Origin of the sequence: Rhodopseudomonas sp. P2A-2r (genome assembly GCF_026015985.1) — a bacterium.
GTDB lineage: Bacteria > Pseudomonadota > Alphaproteobacteria > Rhizobiales > Xanthobacteraceae > Tardiphaga.
In genome coordinates, this window is the sequence record NZ_CP110389.1 from 5,281,148 (window position 1) to 5,297,736 (window position 16,589).

At 62.4% G+C, this 16,589-nt stretch carries 13 protein-coding genes and 4 pseudogenes; 9 read left to right on the top strand and 8 right to left on the bottom strand.

Features of this window, described 5'->3' with window-relative positions:
- Window positions 1-60 precede the first annotated feature (60 nt).
- Both ONR75_RS25435 and ONR75_RS25440 read right to left on the bottom strand, forming a co-directional pair.
- The gene (locus ONR75_RS25435; protein ID WP_265079698.1) at window positions 61-744 is read right to left on the bottom strand and encodes a hypothetical protein; all 684 of its coding nucleotides are present in this window, start codon (window positions 742-744) and stop codon (window positions 61-63) included.
- Complete coding sequence (locus ONR75_RS25440; protein WP_265079699.1) at window positions 741-1,805, bottom strand: DNA cytosine methyltransferase; 1,065 nt, start codon at window positions 1,803-1,805, stop codon at window positions 741-743. Before ONR75_RS25440 ends, ONR75_RS25435 begins: the two co-directional genes overlap by 4 nt.
- A gap of 123 nt (window positions 1,806-1,928) precedes the next feature.
- Here ONR75_RS25440 and ONR75_RS25445 point away from each other — a divergent pair, with 123 nt between their 5' ends.
- Window positions 1,929-3,014 (top strand): IS5 family transposase, encoded by a 1,086-nt coding sequence (locus ONR75_RS25445; protein ID WP_265079700.1) that lies wholly within the window; start codon window positions 1,929-1,931, stop codon window positions 3,012-3,014.
- A 451-nt stretch (window positions 3,015-3,465) separates the two neighbouring features.
- Here the strand turns inward: ONR75_RS25445 and ONR75_RS25450 are convergent.
- Window positions 3,466-3,969: pseudogene (locus ONR75_RS25450) on the bottom strand (glutathione S-transferase); the annotation flags it as partial.
- A gap of 421 nt (window positions 3,970-4,390) precedes the next feature.
- Here ONR75_RS25450 and ONR75_RS25455 point away from each other — a divergent pair.
- The 3 genes and pseudogenes from ONR75_RS25455 to fghA all read left to right on the top strand — a co-directional run bounded on the left by ONR75_RS25455 (window position 4,391) and on the right by fghA (window position 7,179).
- A complete protein-coding gene (locus ONR75_RS25455; RefSeq protein WP_265079701.1) occupies window positions 4,391-5,500 on the top strand; it encodes an S-(hydroxymethyl)glutathione dehydrogenase/class III alcohol dehydrogenase in 1,110 nt (369 codons plus the stop codon).
- A gap of 97 nt (window positions 5,501-5,597) precedes the next feature.
- Window positions 5,598-6,152: pseudogene (gfa, locus tag ONR75_RS25460) on the top strand (S-(hydroxymethyl)glutathione synthase); the annotation flags it as partial.
- A 181-nt stretch (window positions 6,153-6,333) separates the two neighbouring features.
- Window positions 6,334-7,179 carry an S-formylglutathione hydrolase gene (gene fghA, locus ONR75_RS25465; protein WP_265079702.1) on the top strand — a complete coding sequence of 282 codons (846 nt, stop codon included), beginning with the start codon at window positions 6,334-6,336 and terminating at the stop codon, window positions 7,177-7,179.
- 218 nt (window positions 7,180-7,397) lie between these two features.
- Here fghA and ONR75_RS25470 read toward each other — a convergent pair whose 3' ends face one another.
- Window positions 7,398-7,922 carry a DUF3280 domain-containing protein gene (locus ONR75_RS25470; protein WP_265079703.1) on the bottom strand — a complete coding sequence of 175 codons (525 nt, stop codon included), beginning with the start codon at window positions 7,920-7,922 and terminating at the stop codon, window positions 7,398-7,400.
- 140 nt (window positions 7,923-8,062) lie between these two features.
- On the opposite strand from ONR75_RS25470, the gene ONR75_RS25475 reads away from it, so the two are divergent.
- From ONR75_RS25475 to ONR75_RS25495, 5 genes are read left to right on the top strand one after another with little or no spacing between them, the layout of a single operon-like run.
- Entirely contained in the window at window positions 8,063-9,244 is a 1,182-nt protein-coding gene (locus ONR75_RS25475; protein WP_265079704.1) for an ABC transporter substrate-binding protein, read from the top strand.
- Window positions 9,229-10,227: a YVTN family beta-propeller repeat protein gene (locus ONR75_RS25480; RefSeq protein WP_265079705.1), complete on the top strand. Its 999-nt coding sequence runs from the start codon at window positions 9,229-9,231 to the stop codon at window positions 10,225-10,227. Before ONR75_RS25475 ends, ONR75_RS25480 begins: the two co-directional genes overlap by 16 nt.
- A gap of 29 nt (window positions 10,228-10,256) precedes the next feature.
- Window positions 10,257-11,042, top strand: a complete 786-nt coding sequence (locus ONR75_RS25485) for an ABC transporter ATP-binding protein (protein WP_265083792.1) — start codon at window positions 10,257-10,259, stop codon at window positions 11,040-11,042.
- A complete protein-coding gene (locus tag ONR75_RS25490; RefSeq protein ID WP_265079706.1) occupies window positions 11,039-11,884 on the top strand; it encodes an ABC transporter permease in 846 nt (281 codons plus the stop codon). Before ONR75_RS25485 ends, ONR75_RS25490 begins: the two co-directional genes overlap by 4 nt.
- 1 nt (window position 11,885) lies before the next feature.
- Window positions 11,886-12,494, top strand: a complete 609-nt coding sequence (locus ONR75_RS25495; protein ID WP_320109659.1) for a hypothetical protein — start codon at window positions 11,886-11,888, stop codon at window positions 12,492-12,494.
- Window positions 12,495-12,633: 139 nt separating this feature from the next.
- Here ONR75_RS25495 and ONR75_RS25500 read toward each other — a convergent pair whose 3' ends face one another.
- The 4 genes and pseudogenes from ONR75_RS25500 to xoxF5 form a co-directional block, all read right to left on the bottom strand.
- A complete protein-coding gene (locus tag ONR75_RS25500) occupies window positions 12,634-13,200 on the bottom strand; it encodes a PQQ-dependent catabolism-associated CXXCW motif protein (RefSeq protein ID WP_265079707.1) in 567 nt (188 codons plus the stop codon).
- A pseudogene (locus tag ONR75_RS25505) lies at window positions 13,200-14,026 on the bottom strand (substrate-binding domain-containing protein). Before ONR75_RS25505 ends, ONR75_RS25500 begins: the two are co-directional and overlap by 1 nt.
- Before the next feature lie 106 nt (window positions 14,027-14,132).
- On the bottom strand, window positions 14,133-14,657 hold the full coding sequence (locus tag ONR75_RS25510; protein WP_265079708.1) for a c-type cytochrome, methanol metabolism-related: 525 nt from the start codon (window positions 14,655-14,657) through the stop codon (window positions 14,133-14,135).
- A gap of 78 nt (window positions 14,658-14,735) precedes the next feature.
- Window positions 14,736-16,540, bottom strand: a pseudogene (xoxF5, locus tag ONR75_RS25515) (lanthanide-dependent methanol dehydrogenase XoxF5).
- Window positions 16,541-16,589 lie beyond the last annotated feature (49 nt).

Sequence of the window (16,589 nt, forward strand, 5' to 3'; positions counted from 1 at the left end):
TGTAGCCGGGGCGCTGCATGCCCGCACATCTGTCACAAACCGATGTGCGGGCATCGTTGTCTAGGCTGACTTTTCCGGAGGCGATTTTGACCTCGACCCTATTTTCAATATTGGAAGCGCACCGCTGTCTTCTTCCTCATCTCTGAGGTTATAGTCTTCGGTTTCGGCGATCGAAGTACCATAAGGCCGCGGGTCTCCCGCCTCAAAAAATGCAATTATCTGTTGTTGCCACTCTTTCCTTCGTTCCTTTGAATGATTGTAGGTTTCGCTGTCGATCTCAGCTGCAGCTAATTCCAATCTCAGGGCTTTAGGATACTTAAGCAGGTGCGGCCTCATTTTTATCACCTTTTTGAGCATGCCTGATGATGGGAGTGACTTTGAATAGGCTTCCCAATCGGCAAAATTGCAAAGCGCCCGCCGCAGCGAACATTTGTGCCGCTCGTCTAATTCGCCGTGCGCGACCGCAGCAACCTTATCGAACGCTCGTATCTCAGCGTCGGTGTCCGGAAGGTTATGCCCGCGCACATAGTTTTTTGCTTCACGCAAAACAGCTTCGTGATGTGGAATAGCGCTCTCTTCTACGACCCGCGTTCGAACAAGCCATTCTGTATATGCTTCCGGCACCTTCCAGTCGGCCCTCACTACAACAGGAATGTGTTTCGCTGCATGCGACGACAGAGCCCTCCCGATCGATGCCGCTAGCGGTGGAGCTACAGCATTTGCCAGCATCTGGATTGGTGTCAAAGATTTTCCCTGGCTATCGCCGGAGGGAGCGTTCTTTTCAGATTCAATTTTCCAATCCCATCCTGCGGGGAATCCCGCAATCTGCGACAGTTGATCGAGCGTTGGGACTGGCAGCAAGCGCAGATTGATCGCGTCACCTTTAACCGGCCGGTATTTTTTCCGACCCCTCCGCCCGAGCTCTTGATAATCGACGGTGAGGCCTCATCAGTTCGGCGAATGCCGCCCGACGAACGTCCGCCGGGATAACGCCAATACGCTTTGAAACTATCGCCAGACCTCTCTAGAAGCCGGATGTCTGCGGCCCGGAGCCGATATCCACCGTCAACGTCCGAGGCAACATCTTTTATAGTCCGTTTAGCTACGCGCTGTTTGCCCGTCGCGACCCATTTGGACCGTTTACGATGCAGCTCTACCCCAAAATCGGGCAATATACCCGCTACCGAAAATGGTCGTGTCAGTTTGATTTCTGACATATAGTCGTGAAACCATCCATCGGCTTCATTCAGCGCCCCCACACATAAAAAGCGAGCCCGTTTTTGGGCTGTGCCATAGTCGCCCGCGTTGACCACCATCTCCGTCAGACCGTAGCCAGCCCGACGAACGAGATCCTTCATCCGCCGAAACACCTTGCTACCGCTAATCTGCGGCACATTTTCCATGACAAAGTATTGCGGTCTCGTTGCCGCAACCATGATTCCGAAGGCTTCGGTCAGTCTGGCGCGGGGATCATCATCGCCACCTCTCTTTCCAGACTTCGACCATGGCTGACAGGGCGGACCACCTATAATTATATCAGGATTCAGTTCAGCGATATCAGGCGCAATCGATAGAATATCGGTAATGTCAGCTTGGCGGAGCCGCCTCTTTGAAACGCGGCCAATTCCAACGCGATCATATTTCCCCAAAACGATCCTGCTGCTGATCGCCTTTACGTTAGCAGCATGAACGGCAAGAGCAGCCCCTTCATAGTCAATCGCACCTACGACATGGTGGCCCGCCTCCTGCATCCCCTGTGAAAACCCGCCCGCCCCGCAAAACAAGTCAACAACTCGCATATTCATCTCGAAGCTTCTTTCTGCATTTCATCTATCAGCCACCTCTGCTTAGCAGTCTGCTGAAAAACCAGCTCGCCAAGCGGTTTTCTTGATGATTCACTTTGTCATCTCGAATCGGTGGAGACGAGCATGCGCGGCAATTTTGTGGATCAGGGCGGGTTGTTTTCGTACATTTCACCAGACAAGCGGGTGCCGACGAACCACCCTCTGAGGAAGATCCGCGAGCTTGTCCGGGATGTGCTGGGTGAGTTGAGCCGTAGCCTGGCGAAGCTTTACGCCAGCGAGGGACGTCCTTCGATTCCTCCCGAACAATTACTGAGCGCGCTGTTGCTGCAGGTGTTCTACGGCATCCGCTCGGAACGCCAGCTGATGGAGCAGCTGAACTATAATCTTTTATATCGCTGGTTCGTAGGGCTTTCACCGGACGATCCGGTCTGGGACCCGACCACCTTCACCAAGAACCGCGACAGGCTGCAGAACGGCGAGGTGTTTGCGAAGTTCATGGCCAGGCTCCTGAACCATTCCCAGGTCAGGCCGCTATTGTCGAACGAGCATTTTTCGGTGGACGGGACGCTGATCGAAGCCTGGGCTTCGCAGAAGAGCTTTCGTCCCAAGGACGGCAGTGGCGACGATGACAACGGCGCCAATTTCCATGGCCAGAAGCGCAAGAACGACACCCATGCCAGCACCAGCGATCCCGACAGCAGGCTCTACCGCAAGGCGGCCGGGCGCGAGGCCAGGCTTTGCTATATGGGCCACGCGACCATGGAGAACCGGCATGGCCTGGCAGTCGCCGGCATGGTTACGCACGCCAATGGCACGGCCGAGCGCCGCGCTTCGGAGACGATGTTGAAGGCTCGGCGCAAGACGGCCCGCCGCCGCATCACGGCCGGTGAGGACAAGGCCTACGACACCGCCGATCATGTGGCCAAGCTTCGCGCCATCGACGTGACGCCGCATGTGACGCAAAACAACGCCGTCACCAAAGCCGGCAAGACCCGCACCAGCGCCATCGACGATCGCACCACACGACATCCCGGCTATGGCATGTCGCAATCACGCCGAGCGATGATCGAGTGCATCTTCGGCTGGGGCAAACAACACGGCACCATGCGCAAGACCAAGCATCGCGGCATCGGTCGCGTCGCCGCCGACTTTCTCCTTAACCTGATCGCCTACAATCTGATCCGCATCCCCAAACTGCTCGCAGCATAGGCCACCGGCTTCGGGGACAACCCCGGCACCCCGCCGATAAGCGCGCTCCCTCACCGCTCCCCACTTCGATAACGACCGCAGAGAGACAAGAAAACTCTCAAATCTAGGGTTTTTCAGCAGACTGTTAGAGCTCACACGTTGCCTTTTGTTGCTTCATGTCACTAAAGTTATCTGTATCATGGTAGGCACTGATCACAGCGGACTTCATCAACTGCAACCACGGGGATGACGTCCGGAAGCGAACACATGAGCTATCAGTATCAGTCGGAGCCACTTCGGCTCATACCTTCGCAATAGTCATGCTTCTCGCCGATCTGCAGGTAGCTATAGCGACTAGAACATGGTCCGAGCCTCTCGCCGAACCCGTTTTCCGCCGGCCCCGGCGCGCGCGGATGTCGTTTACCTAGCGGACCAAGGTGCAAGTCGGACCGACGAACCACTGATCTATCAGCAGTGTAAAGCCGAGGGAGACATCCTCGGCGGTAAAGCGCCTGACGCACATGAATTCGGAGGTTGCGGTGACGGCTTTGATCACCTTCAGCCGGCCGAGGAACCACTCGAATAGTCCTCCAGCACCTGCGGCTGGCGTCGCCCGTCCGGCTCCAGTTGCGAATAGCGCAGCACCAGCGTCTGCGGAAAGGTCAGCGTCGCTTCTCTTCGCCAAAATGCAGCCGGTTGAGGAATGCGCCGTAGTCCGCTTCGTCGATTCCCACCGCCAGCGGCGTCGGGACGTATTTCGTGACGAGATATTGCGCGATCGGCGCCGACTCCGTCATACGCGTGTCACCATTGAACAGCAGAGGAATAGTGCCGAGCGGATTGATGCCGAGATTATGCTTGGGATGGACGCGCGCGGGAACGGCAGCATCTTGAGTTCGTAGGGCAGTCCTAGCTCTTCCAACGTCCACAGCGGCCGGAACGAACGTGCCGCAGCGCAGTGATAGAGCGTGTTCATGGCGCGTGTCGTCCCGATATTGCAGCTGCCGCCTCGCCGCGATGCGGCGTCGGCGGCAGCCGGAAGGATGCAGCGCGTTGCGTCAAGGCAGTGCGCGGTGCAGATGCGCGCGCGAATCACCTATCTGCAAATTATGCGACAACCCTTTCCTGCTGCGATGCGGCGGTGTTTATGGGACTTATCTTGCGACGCAGCGAAAGCAGGAGATCACTATGGATGCTTCGGCGTTGACATACCTTCACAGGCTCCGCATTATTTGAGCGGTAATACCGGACGCCATTGACCAAGATGCATCGCCCGGTGCGGATCTGACAAAACTTCAGCGACCAGTGGTGCGCTTGCAGGTCCCGCGTCGCGAACGGACGGAACGACCGAACACAACGAATCTAACTTCAAGCTTTGGCGACCCGGAGAACGACAGATGAAAACACGCGCAGCCGTTGCTTTCGCGGCGAAACAGCCGCTGGAGATCGTTGAGATCGATCTCGAAGGCCCCAAGGCCGGCGAGGTTCTGGTCGAGATCAAGGCCACCGGCATCTGCCACACCGACGCCTACACGCTGGATGGCTTCGACAGCGAGGGCATCTTCCCGTCGGTGCTGGGCCATGAGGGCGCCGGCATTGTGCGCGAAGTCGGTCCCGGCGTCACGTCGGTGAAGCCCGGCGATCACGTGATTCCGCTGTACACGCCGGAATGCCGACAGTGCAAAAGCTGCCTCAGCCAGAAGACCAACCTGTGCACGGCGATCCGCGCCACCCAGGGCAAGGGCGTGATGCCCGACGGCACCTCGCGCTTCAGCTACAAGGGCGCGCCGATCTATCATTACATGGGCTGCTCGACCTTCTCGAACTTCACCGTGCTGCCGGAGATCGCGGTGGCGAAAATCCGCGACGACGCGCCTTTCAACTCCAGCTGCTACATCGGCTGCGGCGTGACCACCGGCGTCGGCGCCGTGGTCAATACGGCGAAGGTGACGCCGGGCTCCAACGTGGTGGTGTTCGGCCTTGGCGGCATCGGCCTCAACGTGATCCAGGGCGCGCGCATGGTCGGCGCCGACAAGATCATCGGCGTCGATCTCAACGATTCCAAGGAAGAATGGGGCCGCAAGTTCGGCATGACCCATTTCGTCAACCCGAAGAAGATCGACGGCGACATCGTCGCGCATCTCGTCGGCCTGACCGACGGCGGCGCCGACTACACCTTCGACTGCACCGGCAACACCACGGTGATGCGCCAGGCACTGGAAGCCTGCCATCGCGGCTGGGGCGTCTCGGTTGTGATCGGCGTGGCGGAATCCGGCAAGGAGATCGCCACGCGGCCGTTCCAGCTGGTCACCGGCCGGGTCTGGAAGGGCACGGCGTTCGGCGGCGCGCGCGGCCGCACCGACGTACCGAAGATCGTCGACTGGTACATGAACGGCAAGATCGAGATCGATCCGATGATCACCCATGTGCTCAAGCTCGAAGACATCAACAAGGGCTTCGAGCTGATGCACGAGGGCAAGTCGATCCGATCGGTGGTCGTCTACTGAGTTTTACTGAGTTTCAAGTTCGGCAGGAGAAACGGCAAGACGCAGCACTTTCAAATCACAAGCGTCCAGCGAAGACGCAAAACGGAGGATTGATCCCATGACTGTTCACATCCACCCCTCAGTCGACAGTGGCGTAAAGAAAGGCTCCGGCAGCTTCGCCGGCGGCACGCTGGTTTGCAAATGCAAGGACCGCCCGGTCAAGGTCGGCGTCAAGGGCGACGTCGCCCACAACCACGCCTGCGGCTGCACTAAATGCTGGAAGCCGGACGGCGCGACCTTCTCGGTGGTCGCCGTGGTGCCGCGCGACAACGTCACCGTGCTGGAAAACGGCGACAAGCTGCACATCGTTGACGCCTCGGCGACGATCCAGCGTCACGCCTGCCGGGTCTGCGGCACGCACATGTACGGCCGGATCGAGAACAAGGATCATCCGTTCTACGGGCTCGACTTCATCCATCCGGAACTGTTCGAGGAAACTGGTTCGGCAGCGCCGGGCTTTGCCGCTTTCGTGTCGTCGGTGATTGAATCCGGCGTCGATCCCGGCGAGATGGACGGCATCCGGGCGCGCCTCAAGGAGCTCGGACTCGAACCCTATGACTGCCTGTCGCCGGGGTTGATGGACGCCATCGCCGCCCACGTCGCAAAATCGAAAAAAAGGCGGCCTGACCGCTCACGCTTGATCCGACACGGTGTCCCGGACGCGGCGCGGCACGAAGTGCCGCTCCGCAGATCCGGGGAACGAAGCCACCAAGCCGAAGCCATCCGGATATCCTTCCGGATGGCTTCGCTGCACATGATATAACTCCTGCCGTCCAATCCAGAGATTCCTGCCGATGACCATCGAAACAGTCTCGCTCAACCGGGCCTATGGCGGCACCCAGGGCGTCTACAAGCACGCCAGCCGCTCCACCGGCACCGACATGACCTTCTCGGTGTTCGTGCCGCCCCAGGGCGCCAACGCGAAGCTTCCCGTGGTCTGGTATCTGTCCGGCCTGACCTGCACCCATGCCAATGTCACCGAGAAGGGCGAATTTCGAAAGGCCTGCGCCGAGCTCGGCCTGATCTTTGTCGCCCCCGACACCAGCCCGCGCGGCGCCGACGTGCCCGGCGACCCCGACAAGTCCTACGACTTCGGACTCGGCGCAGGCTTCTACGTGGATGCCACGCAGGAGCCCTATGCGCGCAACTATCGCATGTGGAGCTATGTCACCGAGGAATTGCCGGCGCTGGTCGCCGCGCAGTTTCCCGTCGATGCCAGCAGGCAGTCGATCCTCGGCCATTCCATGGGCGGCCACGGCGCGCTGACCGTCGCGCTGAACTATCCGCAGCGCTACCGCGCCGCCAGCGCCTTCGCGCCGATCGTCGCGCCGGCACAGGTGCCGTGGGGCGTCAAGGCGCTGTCCGGCTATCTCGGCGGCGATCGCATGACCTGGCGCAAGCATGACGCGGTGGCGCTGATCGAAGACGGCGCGCGCTTCCCCGACCTGCTGGTCGATGTCGGCGACGCCGATCCGTTCCTGACCCAGCAGCTGCAGCCGGAGCGGCTGGAACATGCCTGCGAAAAGGCCGGCATTCCGCTCACCCTGCGCCGCCAGCCCGGCTACGACCACAGCTACTATTTCATCTCCACCTTCATGGAGGACCATCTGCGCTGGCATGCGGAGAGATTGAAGGCGTGATGCATTTTACCTCTCCCCGCTTGCGGGGAGAGGTCGGAGCCGAGCGTCAGCGAGGTTCCGGGTGAGGGGAGCCAGCGTTTCACTCGATAGTCCCCTCACCCGTCGCGAAGAACCTGCGGTCCTTCGCGACACCCTCTCCGCTTGGCGAAGCTTCGCTTCGCCGGGCGGGCGAGGAAGCGCAGCTCGCGCTGCTCCCGCCCGGAATGACAGTCGTCCCTCTACTGCGGCTTGCCGAAATCCGGCGCCAGCAGCCGGTTGCGCAGCAGCCAGCTGGCGGTGCGGGTCCAGGACTCGTCGTTGTTGCCCCGCAGGTCGGCGCTCATGCTGGCAACGATATGGCCGGTACGGACGTTGCGCATGTAGATGTTCATGTTGAGGATCAGGTTGGAGACCTTCTGCACCACGCCGGTGACGGCCAGATCGGCGCCGAGCTGCTGGGCCAGTTGCACGTCGCAGCCACCGCAAGCCTGCAGGTTCTTTTCGTGGGCCGCCGCATTGACCGGCGCGATATCGACGATCGCATAGCGACCTGACTCCGCCAGCCCCTTGCGGATCTGATCGCCGGCGCGCAGCAGCCGGTCGTGCTCGTCGGAACGCGGTCCGTCGGTCTCGCCCTGCAGGCTGGTGTCGAACAGTTCGAAATCGAACACCGCCACCTTGGGCAGGCTCGCCGCAGGTGCCTGCGCATGGGCCGGCGCCGCCAGCGCGAGCAGAAGAAATACAGCACGGCAAGAGGGGCGCATCAGCGGGTTCCCCGCGCGATCCAAGTGAACGAACTCAAGCGAACGAATTTGTCACTTGCAACCTAGGCCGGATCAGCCATGTTTCAAGTAGAAAGTCCCTGTGGCCTGGTACCGCAAAAGGGACGCGTCAGGGAGATTGAATGATCCGCTCGTTGGTCGGCGCGATGGTCCTGGTTGCGCTGGCCTCCGGCGCGCTAGCGGATCCGCTTGAGATCAGGATCGGCTATCTCGGCCGGGCCGGAGGCAAGTCGACATTGTCGCTGCTGGCGCAGCCGGCGGAGAACGACGGCATTGCCGGCGCACAGCTGGCCATCGAGGACAACAACACCACGGGCCGCTTTCTCAACCAGCGTTTTGCGCTCGACGAGATCCGCCTCAAGGACGGCGACGACGTCGCAAAGGCGGCGCTGTCCCTTGCCGACCGCAACGTGTCCTTCATCATCGCCGACCTGCCCGCCGATGCGCTGCTGAAGGCCGCCGATGCGGTGCGCGACCGCAATGCCGTCATCGTCAATGCCGGTGCCATCGACGACCGGCTGCGCGAGCAGGACTGCCGCGGCAATGTCATCCACGTCGCGCCGACGCGATCGATGCTCGCCGACGGCCTCGCGCAATATCTGGTCTGGAAGCAATGGAAGCGCTGGCTGCTGGTGGTCGGCTCGCATCCCGAGGACAAACTGTTCGGTGACGCGCTGCAGCGCGCCGCGACACGGTTCGGCGCCAAGGTGGTGCAGTCCCGCACCTTCGAGGACACCGGCGGGGCGCGGCGCACCGACAGCGGCGTCACGCTGATACAGCGCCAGATGCCGGTGTTCACGCAATCGGCGCCGGCCTACGACGTGCTCGTCGCTGCCGACGAGAGCGAGGTGTTCGCGTCTTACCTGCCCTATCGCACCTGGGATGCGCGGCCGGTGGCCGGCTCCGCCGGACTCGTCCCGACGAGTTGGGATCCCGCCCATGATCAATGGGGGGCCGAGCAGTTGCAGAGCCGCTTCACGAAGCTCAACCGGCGGCGCATGACCGCGCTGGACATGCAGGCCTGGACCGCGGCGCGCATCGTCGGCGAGGCGGCCTCACGCACTAACTCCGGCGATGCCAAGGCGCTGCTGGCCTTTCTCAAAGGCCCGGATTTCTCCATCGCCGCGTTCAAGGGCCAGCGCCTCACCCTGCGCGACTGGAACCTGCAGCTGCGCCAGCCGATCCTGCTGGCCGATGGCCGCATGGTGGTGTCGGTCTCGCCGCAGGAGGGCTTCCTGCACCAGACATCCGAACTCGACACGCTTGGCATCGATCGCCCGGAGAGCAAATGCAAGTTGAACTGACAATTGCTGTCGCACGCATCGGACGCTGGCTGTTGCTTCCGACCTTTATTGCCTGCCTCGCCTCGCCCGCTTACGCCTTCATCGCCTATGTCTCCAACGAGAAAGGCAACACCGTTTCGGTGATCGACACCGACACCTGGACGGTGACCGCGACCATCAAGGTCGGCCAGCGGCCCCGCGGCATCGAACTCACCCGCGACGGCAAGTTCGTGCTGGTGGCGGTCGGCGACGACGATACCATCCAGATGATCGACACCGCCACCCGGCAAATCGTCGACAGCCTGCCCTCCGGGCCCGATCCGGAACTGTTCGTGCAGGACACCGCCGGCAAGATCCTCTACGTCGCCAACGAGAACGACAACACGGTGACGGTGATCGATATCGAGAAGCGCGCACGGCTTGGCGAGGTGCCGGTCGGCGTGGAGCCGGAAGGCATGACCATCAGCCCCGACGGCAAGACGCTGATCAATACCTCCGAAACCACCAACATGGCGCATTTCATCGACACCGCGACGCGCCAGATCGTGGCCAATGTGCTGGTCGACGCGCGGCCGCGCTTCGCCGAGTTCAAGAGCGACAGTTCGGAACTGTGGGTGTCGGCGGAAATCGGCGGCACCGTGACCATCATCGATCCCGCCAAACGCGCGGTCACCGGCAAGATCACCTTCGACATTCCGGGCCTGCGCCGCGAGGCCATCCAGCCGGTCGGCATCGGCATGACCCGCGACGGCAAGACCGCCTTTGTCGCTCTGGGCCCGGCCAACCGCGTCGCCGTGGTCGATGCCACCACCCATCAGGTGAAGAAATATCTGCTGGTCGGGCAGCGGGTCTGGCACATGGCGTTCACGCCGGACGAGAAATACCTGCTGGTCACCAATGGCGTGTCCAACGACGTCTCGGTGATCAACGTCGCCGCGCTCAAGGTGATCAAGACCATCCAGGTCGGCGAACTGCCCTGGGGCATTGCCATGGCGCCGCCATGACGCAGATCGCTGCAGCCCACCCGATCCGCATGCCGGAGCCGCAACTGCACGACAGCGCGCGCGCAACGCCCGCGCTATCGGTGGAGGGGATCAGCCATGCCTATGGCCCGCGCCGCGCGCTCGAGCATGTCGGGTTCGACGTGGCCCCCGGGCGCTTCGTAGCATTGCTCGGCCTCAACGGTGCCGGCAAGAGCACGCTGTTCGCGCTGATCACGCGGCTGTTCGGCGTGCAGGCCGGGCGCATCAGCATCTTCGGCCATGACATCGTCAGCAATCCCGGCGAGGCGCTGCGGCTGCTCGGCGTCGTGTTCCAGCCGCGAACGCTGGATCCCGATCTCTCGGTGATGCAGAATCTATTGTATCACGCCGCCCTGCACGGCATCGGCCGGCGCGAGGCGCGACTGCGCGGCGGCGAGGTGCTGGCGCGCATCGCACTCGGCGATCGCGCCGACAGCAAGGTGCGCGATCTCTCGGGCGGCCAGATGCGCCGCCTCGAGATCGCCCGCGCGCTGCTGCATCGGCCGCGCCTGCTGCTGCTCGACGAGGCCACGGTCGGTCTCGACGTCAAGGCCCGCGAGAACATTCTCGGCCATGTCCGCCGCCTGGTCGCGGATGAGGGCATCGGCGTGCTCTGGGCCACGCACCTGCTGGACGAGATCGTCGCCAATGATGATCTCGTGGTGCTGCATCAGGGCCGCGTGCTGGCGAAAGGTGTCGTCGATACAATCATATCCGACAGTGGCGCGCACGACCTGCACGGAGCCTTCATGCAGCTGACCGCAGGCGCCGCCGACGCCGGGAGCATCGTGCCATGACCGTCGTGACCTCGGACACGCCACGCGGATTTACGTTTGCGCAGTATGTCATCTGCCTCAACGGCATCGTCTGGCGCGAGGGCCTGCGCTTCCTGCATCAGCGCGAGCGCTTCATTTCCGCGCTGGTGCGGCCGCTGGTCTGGCTGTTCATTTTCGCCGCCGGCTTCCGCCAGGTGCTCGGGATTTCCATCATCCCGCCATACGAGACCTACATTCTCTATGAGGTCTACATCACGCCGGGACTGGTGGCGATGATCCAGCTGTTCAACGGCATGCAATCGTCGCTCTCCATGGTCTACGACCGCGAGATGGGCAACATGCGCACGCTGCTGGTCAGCCCGTTGCCGCGCTGGTATCTCTTGTCCTGCAAGCTGCTGGCCGGCACCGCCGTGTCGCTGCTGCAGGTCTACGCCTTCCTGGCGATCGCGTGGTTCTGGGATATCGAACCGCCCCATATTGGCTATTTCACCGTGCTGCCGGCGCTGGTGTTGAGCGGGCTGATGCTGGGCTCGCTGGGCATGCTGATCTCCTCGCGCATCACGCAGCTGGAGAATTTCGCCGGAGTCATGAACTTTGTCATCTTCCCGATGTTCTTCGCTTCATCGGCGTTGTACCCGCTGTGGCGGGTGCTGGAGGGCAGCCCACTGCTCTACCAGGTCTGCCTGTTCAATCCGTTCACCCATGCGGTCGAACTGATCCGCTTCGCGCTGTACGGCAAGATGAACTGGCTATCCTTCGCCGTGGTCGGCGGCTGCACCGCCGTGTTCATGATCGGCGCCGTGCTGGCCTATGACCCGTCGCGCGGCATCGCGCGATCCAGACCTGCAGGAGGCGAGACATGAAATGGCTGATGACGCTGGCCGCGTCGCTCGTTGTCGCAGCCATGGCCGCCCCTGCTTCGCGGCCGATCCGCGCTATCCCGATTGGCCCTGCGTTCAGGCCAAGGTGCCCGAGGTCTCGCTGGCCGCGGTATGGGCCGGGCCGGATCTCGACGATGTCGCCGGCAAGTGGAAGGACGACGCGAAGATCAGCGCGCTGGTGTCGCGGCTTGTCGCGCGGCGGACGCCGCTCGAGGAAGCCGAGAAAGCCGTCACCGCATTCCTGTCGGAAGCGGGCGCGGGAAAGGCCGAGGCGGGAAAGCTGCTGTTCTCCGGCCTGTTCGAAACGCTCAATGCACAGCGCGCGTCGGTGATGAACGGGCTGGAGCGGATCACCCGCAAGCAGCGCGCGGCGGCGGAGAAGATCCGCGCCGATACGCTGGCGCTGCAGGCCCAGCAAGGCGCAGCCACGCCCGATCCGGCCAAGGTCGAGGAATTCGGCAACCAGCTGGTCTGGGCAACCCGGATCTTCGACGACCGCCGCCGCGTCATCACCTTCGTCTGCGAGGTCCCGGTCGCTATCGACCAGCGCCTGTTCGCGCTCGGACGGGTGATCCAGCAGGAGATGGAGTAGCACCGGTGGTCATTCCGGGGCGTGCGCAGCGTCAGCTGCGCGCGAACCCGGAATCTGGAGATGTTCAGCGCAACACATCCCGGGATTCCGGGTTCGCTCGAGCTGCGCTCTCGCGCCCCGGAATGACGGTCTAGCAGCTTTACCGTGCCGGCGCAGCGTCCTCCGGCCGCGGTTGCGGCTGCGCGTCGACCAGCGGCAGAAGTGCGCCGTCCCAGCCGTCGGTGCCGTCCGGATACCATGCCACGTTGCTGTAGCCATAGCTCAGCGCGCGCTTGGCGGCATTCCACGACATCCAGCATTGGGCCTGGCAATAGAACAGCAGCGGCTTTGCCGGGTCGCCGCCGGTGGCCTGTGCCAGGCCGCGCTTGAAATACGCCTCGGTCGGCGCCGCCAGCGCGCCGTAGCCGGTGTCGACCAGCCAGATGCTGCCGGGAATGTTGGACCGCGGTATGTCGCGCCAGATGGTGCCGGCCGGCAGGTTGCGCGGCTTTGGCGCGCGCGGCATGACATCGATGAACACCGCCGCTTTGGCGCGCCAGATCGCTTCGGCCTCCGGCGTCGCGACCACGCGGGCGCCACGCAATGTGGCCGGGACCGGCGTGCGATAATTGTCGCTGCGGTAGCCGTCCGGCTCCGGTACGACCTGCTGGGCATGCGCGCATGTCGCGAAGGCCAGCAGGACGATGCCGGCCAGCGCTGGTCGCATCACGGCTGCTTGGCCGCGCTGTCTGCGCCGAGCGGGCGATCGTTCTCGTCCAGCAGCGGCACGCCATAGTCGAGCAGGATCTTGTTGATCGCCGGCTGGTTCTCATGGATCAAGCGGTTTAGCTGGCGTTTCCAGTTCTGATCGGCATGGCGCACGCCCATGCCGATGCGGAAGGCCGTCCTGGGTCCGACGGTCTCCTTGACCAGCGGCGCAATGTGCAGCGGCGGATCGGCACGCTTGGCGTAGTAGCCGGCCATCGGCCCCCACAGCACGGCGGCGTCGATGGTGCCGGCCTTGAGGTCGTCGATCATCGCCTGGCCGGAGGAATCGATCCGTGTGTCGATCATCAGCGGATAGGGCTTGGCGTTCACCATCAGTCCATTGGCGGCCATGTTGGTGGCCGGCGGCGTGCCGGCGACGATGCCGATGCGCTTGCCCTTCAGGCGGGGATCGCCGAGCGTCGCCACATCGTCGAGGCCCCCGCCCTGCTTGACGACAACGGCATAGGCCGTCCGGTAATAGGGATTGGTGAGCTGCACCAGATCGTCACCTTGCGGGAAGCCCATGATCACGTCGCAGCGATGTGCATTGAGGGTCATGCGGACGAAGCCGGTGGCGTCCGGATAGAACATGTAGTCGAGTTTCTTGTCGAGTTTCGCAGCAAAAAGCTCGGCAATCTTGTTCTCGAAGCCCTCCCCTTGTCGTTGGAGAACGGCAGGTTGCGCGGGTCGGCGCAGACCCGCAGCACCTTCGGATCCACCAGCTCGATGGACGGGTCAGCACTATCGGGCGGCGGCGCCTGTGCCGCCGCCGGGACCGCGGTCATGCCGAGCAAGAAAGCAGAGGCGACGATACCTGGCCAATTGCGCAAAGCGGCGTCTGTCATGGCCGTTGTTCCTTCCAGCCGGACTTCGTACGGCGTCCGAACCGCGTCACTTCCGGCCCATACAGGAATCTTCTGCCTGCTGTGCGGCGGGCGGCTTGTCCTCGTGCTTGGCCGGCCGCACTCGCGCCACCGCGTCGAAGCCGCGCGCCCGCAGATAGACGTAGATGTCATCGAGATAACAGGCGACGTTGGGGTTGTCGCCGAAGGCCGGCATGACGTTTTCCTGCGAGGAGGTCACATTCTTGCGACCGCTCGCCACCACGCCCAGGAAATCGCCATAGCTCATCGCTCTGACCGATTCCTTCAGTGCCGGCGCATAGGTCGACCCTTCGCCATCCGGGCCGTGGCAGACGTGGCACTCGGAATGATAGCGGCGGTAACCGGAATAGGTGTACCAGTCGACCGTGCCGTCGGGCGCGACCTTGTAGGTCGGATTGCCCTGCTTGTCGTAGTATTTGCCGTCTTCTGATTTGACGGCGGTGGGATCAAAGAGGTCTTCAGCGACAGCGAGTCCTCCGGATGCCACGACAGCGATCGCAGCAACCACAAAGCAGATTTTACGCAAGAGCATGTCCTCGACGTTCGGGCTTTGATGGGGGTGAGCGAACCGGCGCGTGGAAGGATCCACGCGCCGGCCGATGGTTGCCGTCTATTGCGGCAGCGCGAACACCGTGAGCGCTCCCCGAGCGCGGTGTAGTTGCTGAGTGCCGCATAGCCGCCGACCGCGCCGAGGCCTGCGGTCGGATCGGTCAGGCCAGCTGCCAGACCGATGCCTGCCCAGCCACCCACGCCGGACAGCACGGCGATATATTGCCTGCCATCCCGCTCATACGTCGTGACGTTGCCGATGATGCCGGACGGGGTCTTGAACTTGTACAGTTCCTTGCCCGTCTTGGCGTCAACCGCCTTCAGGTAACCTTCCAGCGTTCCGTAGAACACCACGCCGCCAGCTGTGGCGAGGGCGCCAGACCAGACCGAGAAGGCCTCCTTGTTCGACCAGGCGATCTTGCCGGTCTTGTTGTCCCACGCAATGAAGTTGCCCATATGCGTGTCACCCGGAGGCGGATACATCGACAGCGTCGCCCCGACATAGGGCTGACCGGCGGTGTAGCTCACCTTGAACGGCTCGTAGTCCATGCAGACATGGTTGGTCGGCACGTAGAACAGCTGGGTGTCCGGCGAATAAGCGGCCGGCTGCTGGTCCTTGGTACCGAGGGCAGCCGGGCAGATACCCTTGCTGTTGTGGTCCTCGCCGCCCGACTCGGTCGAGTATTGCGCGACGACCTTCGGACGCCCGTAGGTCGGCGACGACTTGTTCATGTCGACACCGGAGGTCCAGTTCACCTTCGGATCGTACTTCTCGGCCACCAGCAATTCGCCGGTAACGCGATCGAGCGTATAGCCGAGACCGTTGCGGTCGAAGTGGGTGAGCAGCTTTCGCGGCGCACCGTTGACCTGCTGGTCGCTCAGGATCATCTCGTTGACGCCGTCATAGTCCCATTCGTCATGGGGCGTCATCTGATAGACCCACTTGGCCATGCCGGTGTCGGCATCGCGCGCGAAGATGGTCATCGACCACTTGTTGTCGCCCGGGCGCTGCTTCGGATTCCAAGTCGAGGGATTGCCCGACCCGTAATACACCAAGTTCAGCTCAGGATCGTAGGAGGTCCAGCCCCATGTGCAGCCGCCGCCGATCTTCCACTGATCGCCCTGCCAGGTCTTGATGCTGGAGTCCTTGCCGACCGGCTTGCCGAGCTCGGTGGTCTTTACGGGATCGACCATGATCTGGTCATCCGGGCCTTCCGAGAAGGCACGCCAGGCCAGCTTTCCGGTCTTGGTATCGTAGGCCGTCATATGACATTGCACGCCGAACTCGCCGCCGGAAATGCCGATGAGAACCTTGTCCTTGACCACGAGCGGCGCCGACGTTCCGGTCGCGCCCTTGCCGGGATCGCCGTTCTTGACGGTCCAGTCCACCTTGCCGGTCTTGGCGTCGAGCGCCACCAGCGTGGTGTCGGCCTGATGCAGGAAGATCTTGCCGTCACCATAGGCGACGCCGCGATTGACCGTATCGCAGCACATCACGGGAATGACGTTGGGATCCTGCTTCGGCTCGTACTTCCAGACGATCTGGTTCTCCTTCGACAGGTCCATGGCGTAGACCTTGTTGGGGAACGGCGTGTGGACGTACATCATGTTGCCGATGATGAGCGGTCCGCCTTCGTGGCCGCGCAACACGCCGGTCGAGAATGTCCAAGCCACCTGCAGCTTGCCGACATTGTCGGCCGTGATCTGCTTCAGCTTGGAATAACGCTGACTGCCATAGTCGCCAGCCGGGATCACCCAATCCTTTGGATTTTGCGACATTTTGATGAGTTCATCATTGGCAAATGCGGCGCCTGAGGCAAACACCGCTGTCGCGCCAAGACAGGTCGCAAGCAGCACCTTGTGCATTTCGACTTCTCCCACATGATATTGTTCATTTTTATTTCAAACGCGACGG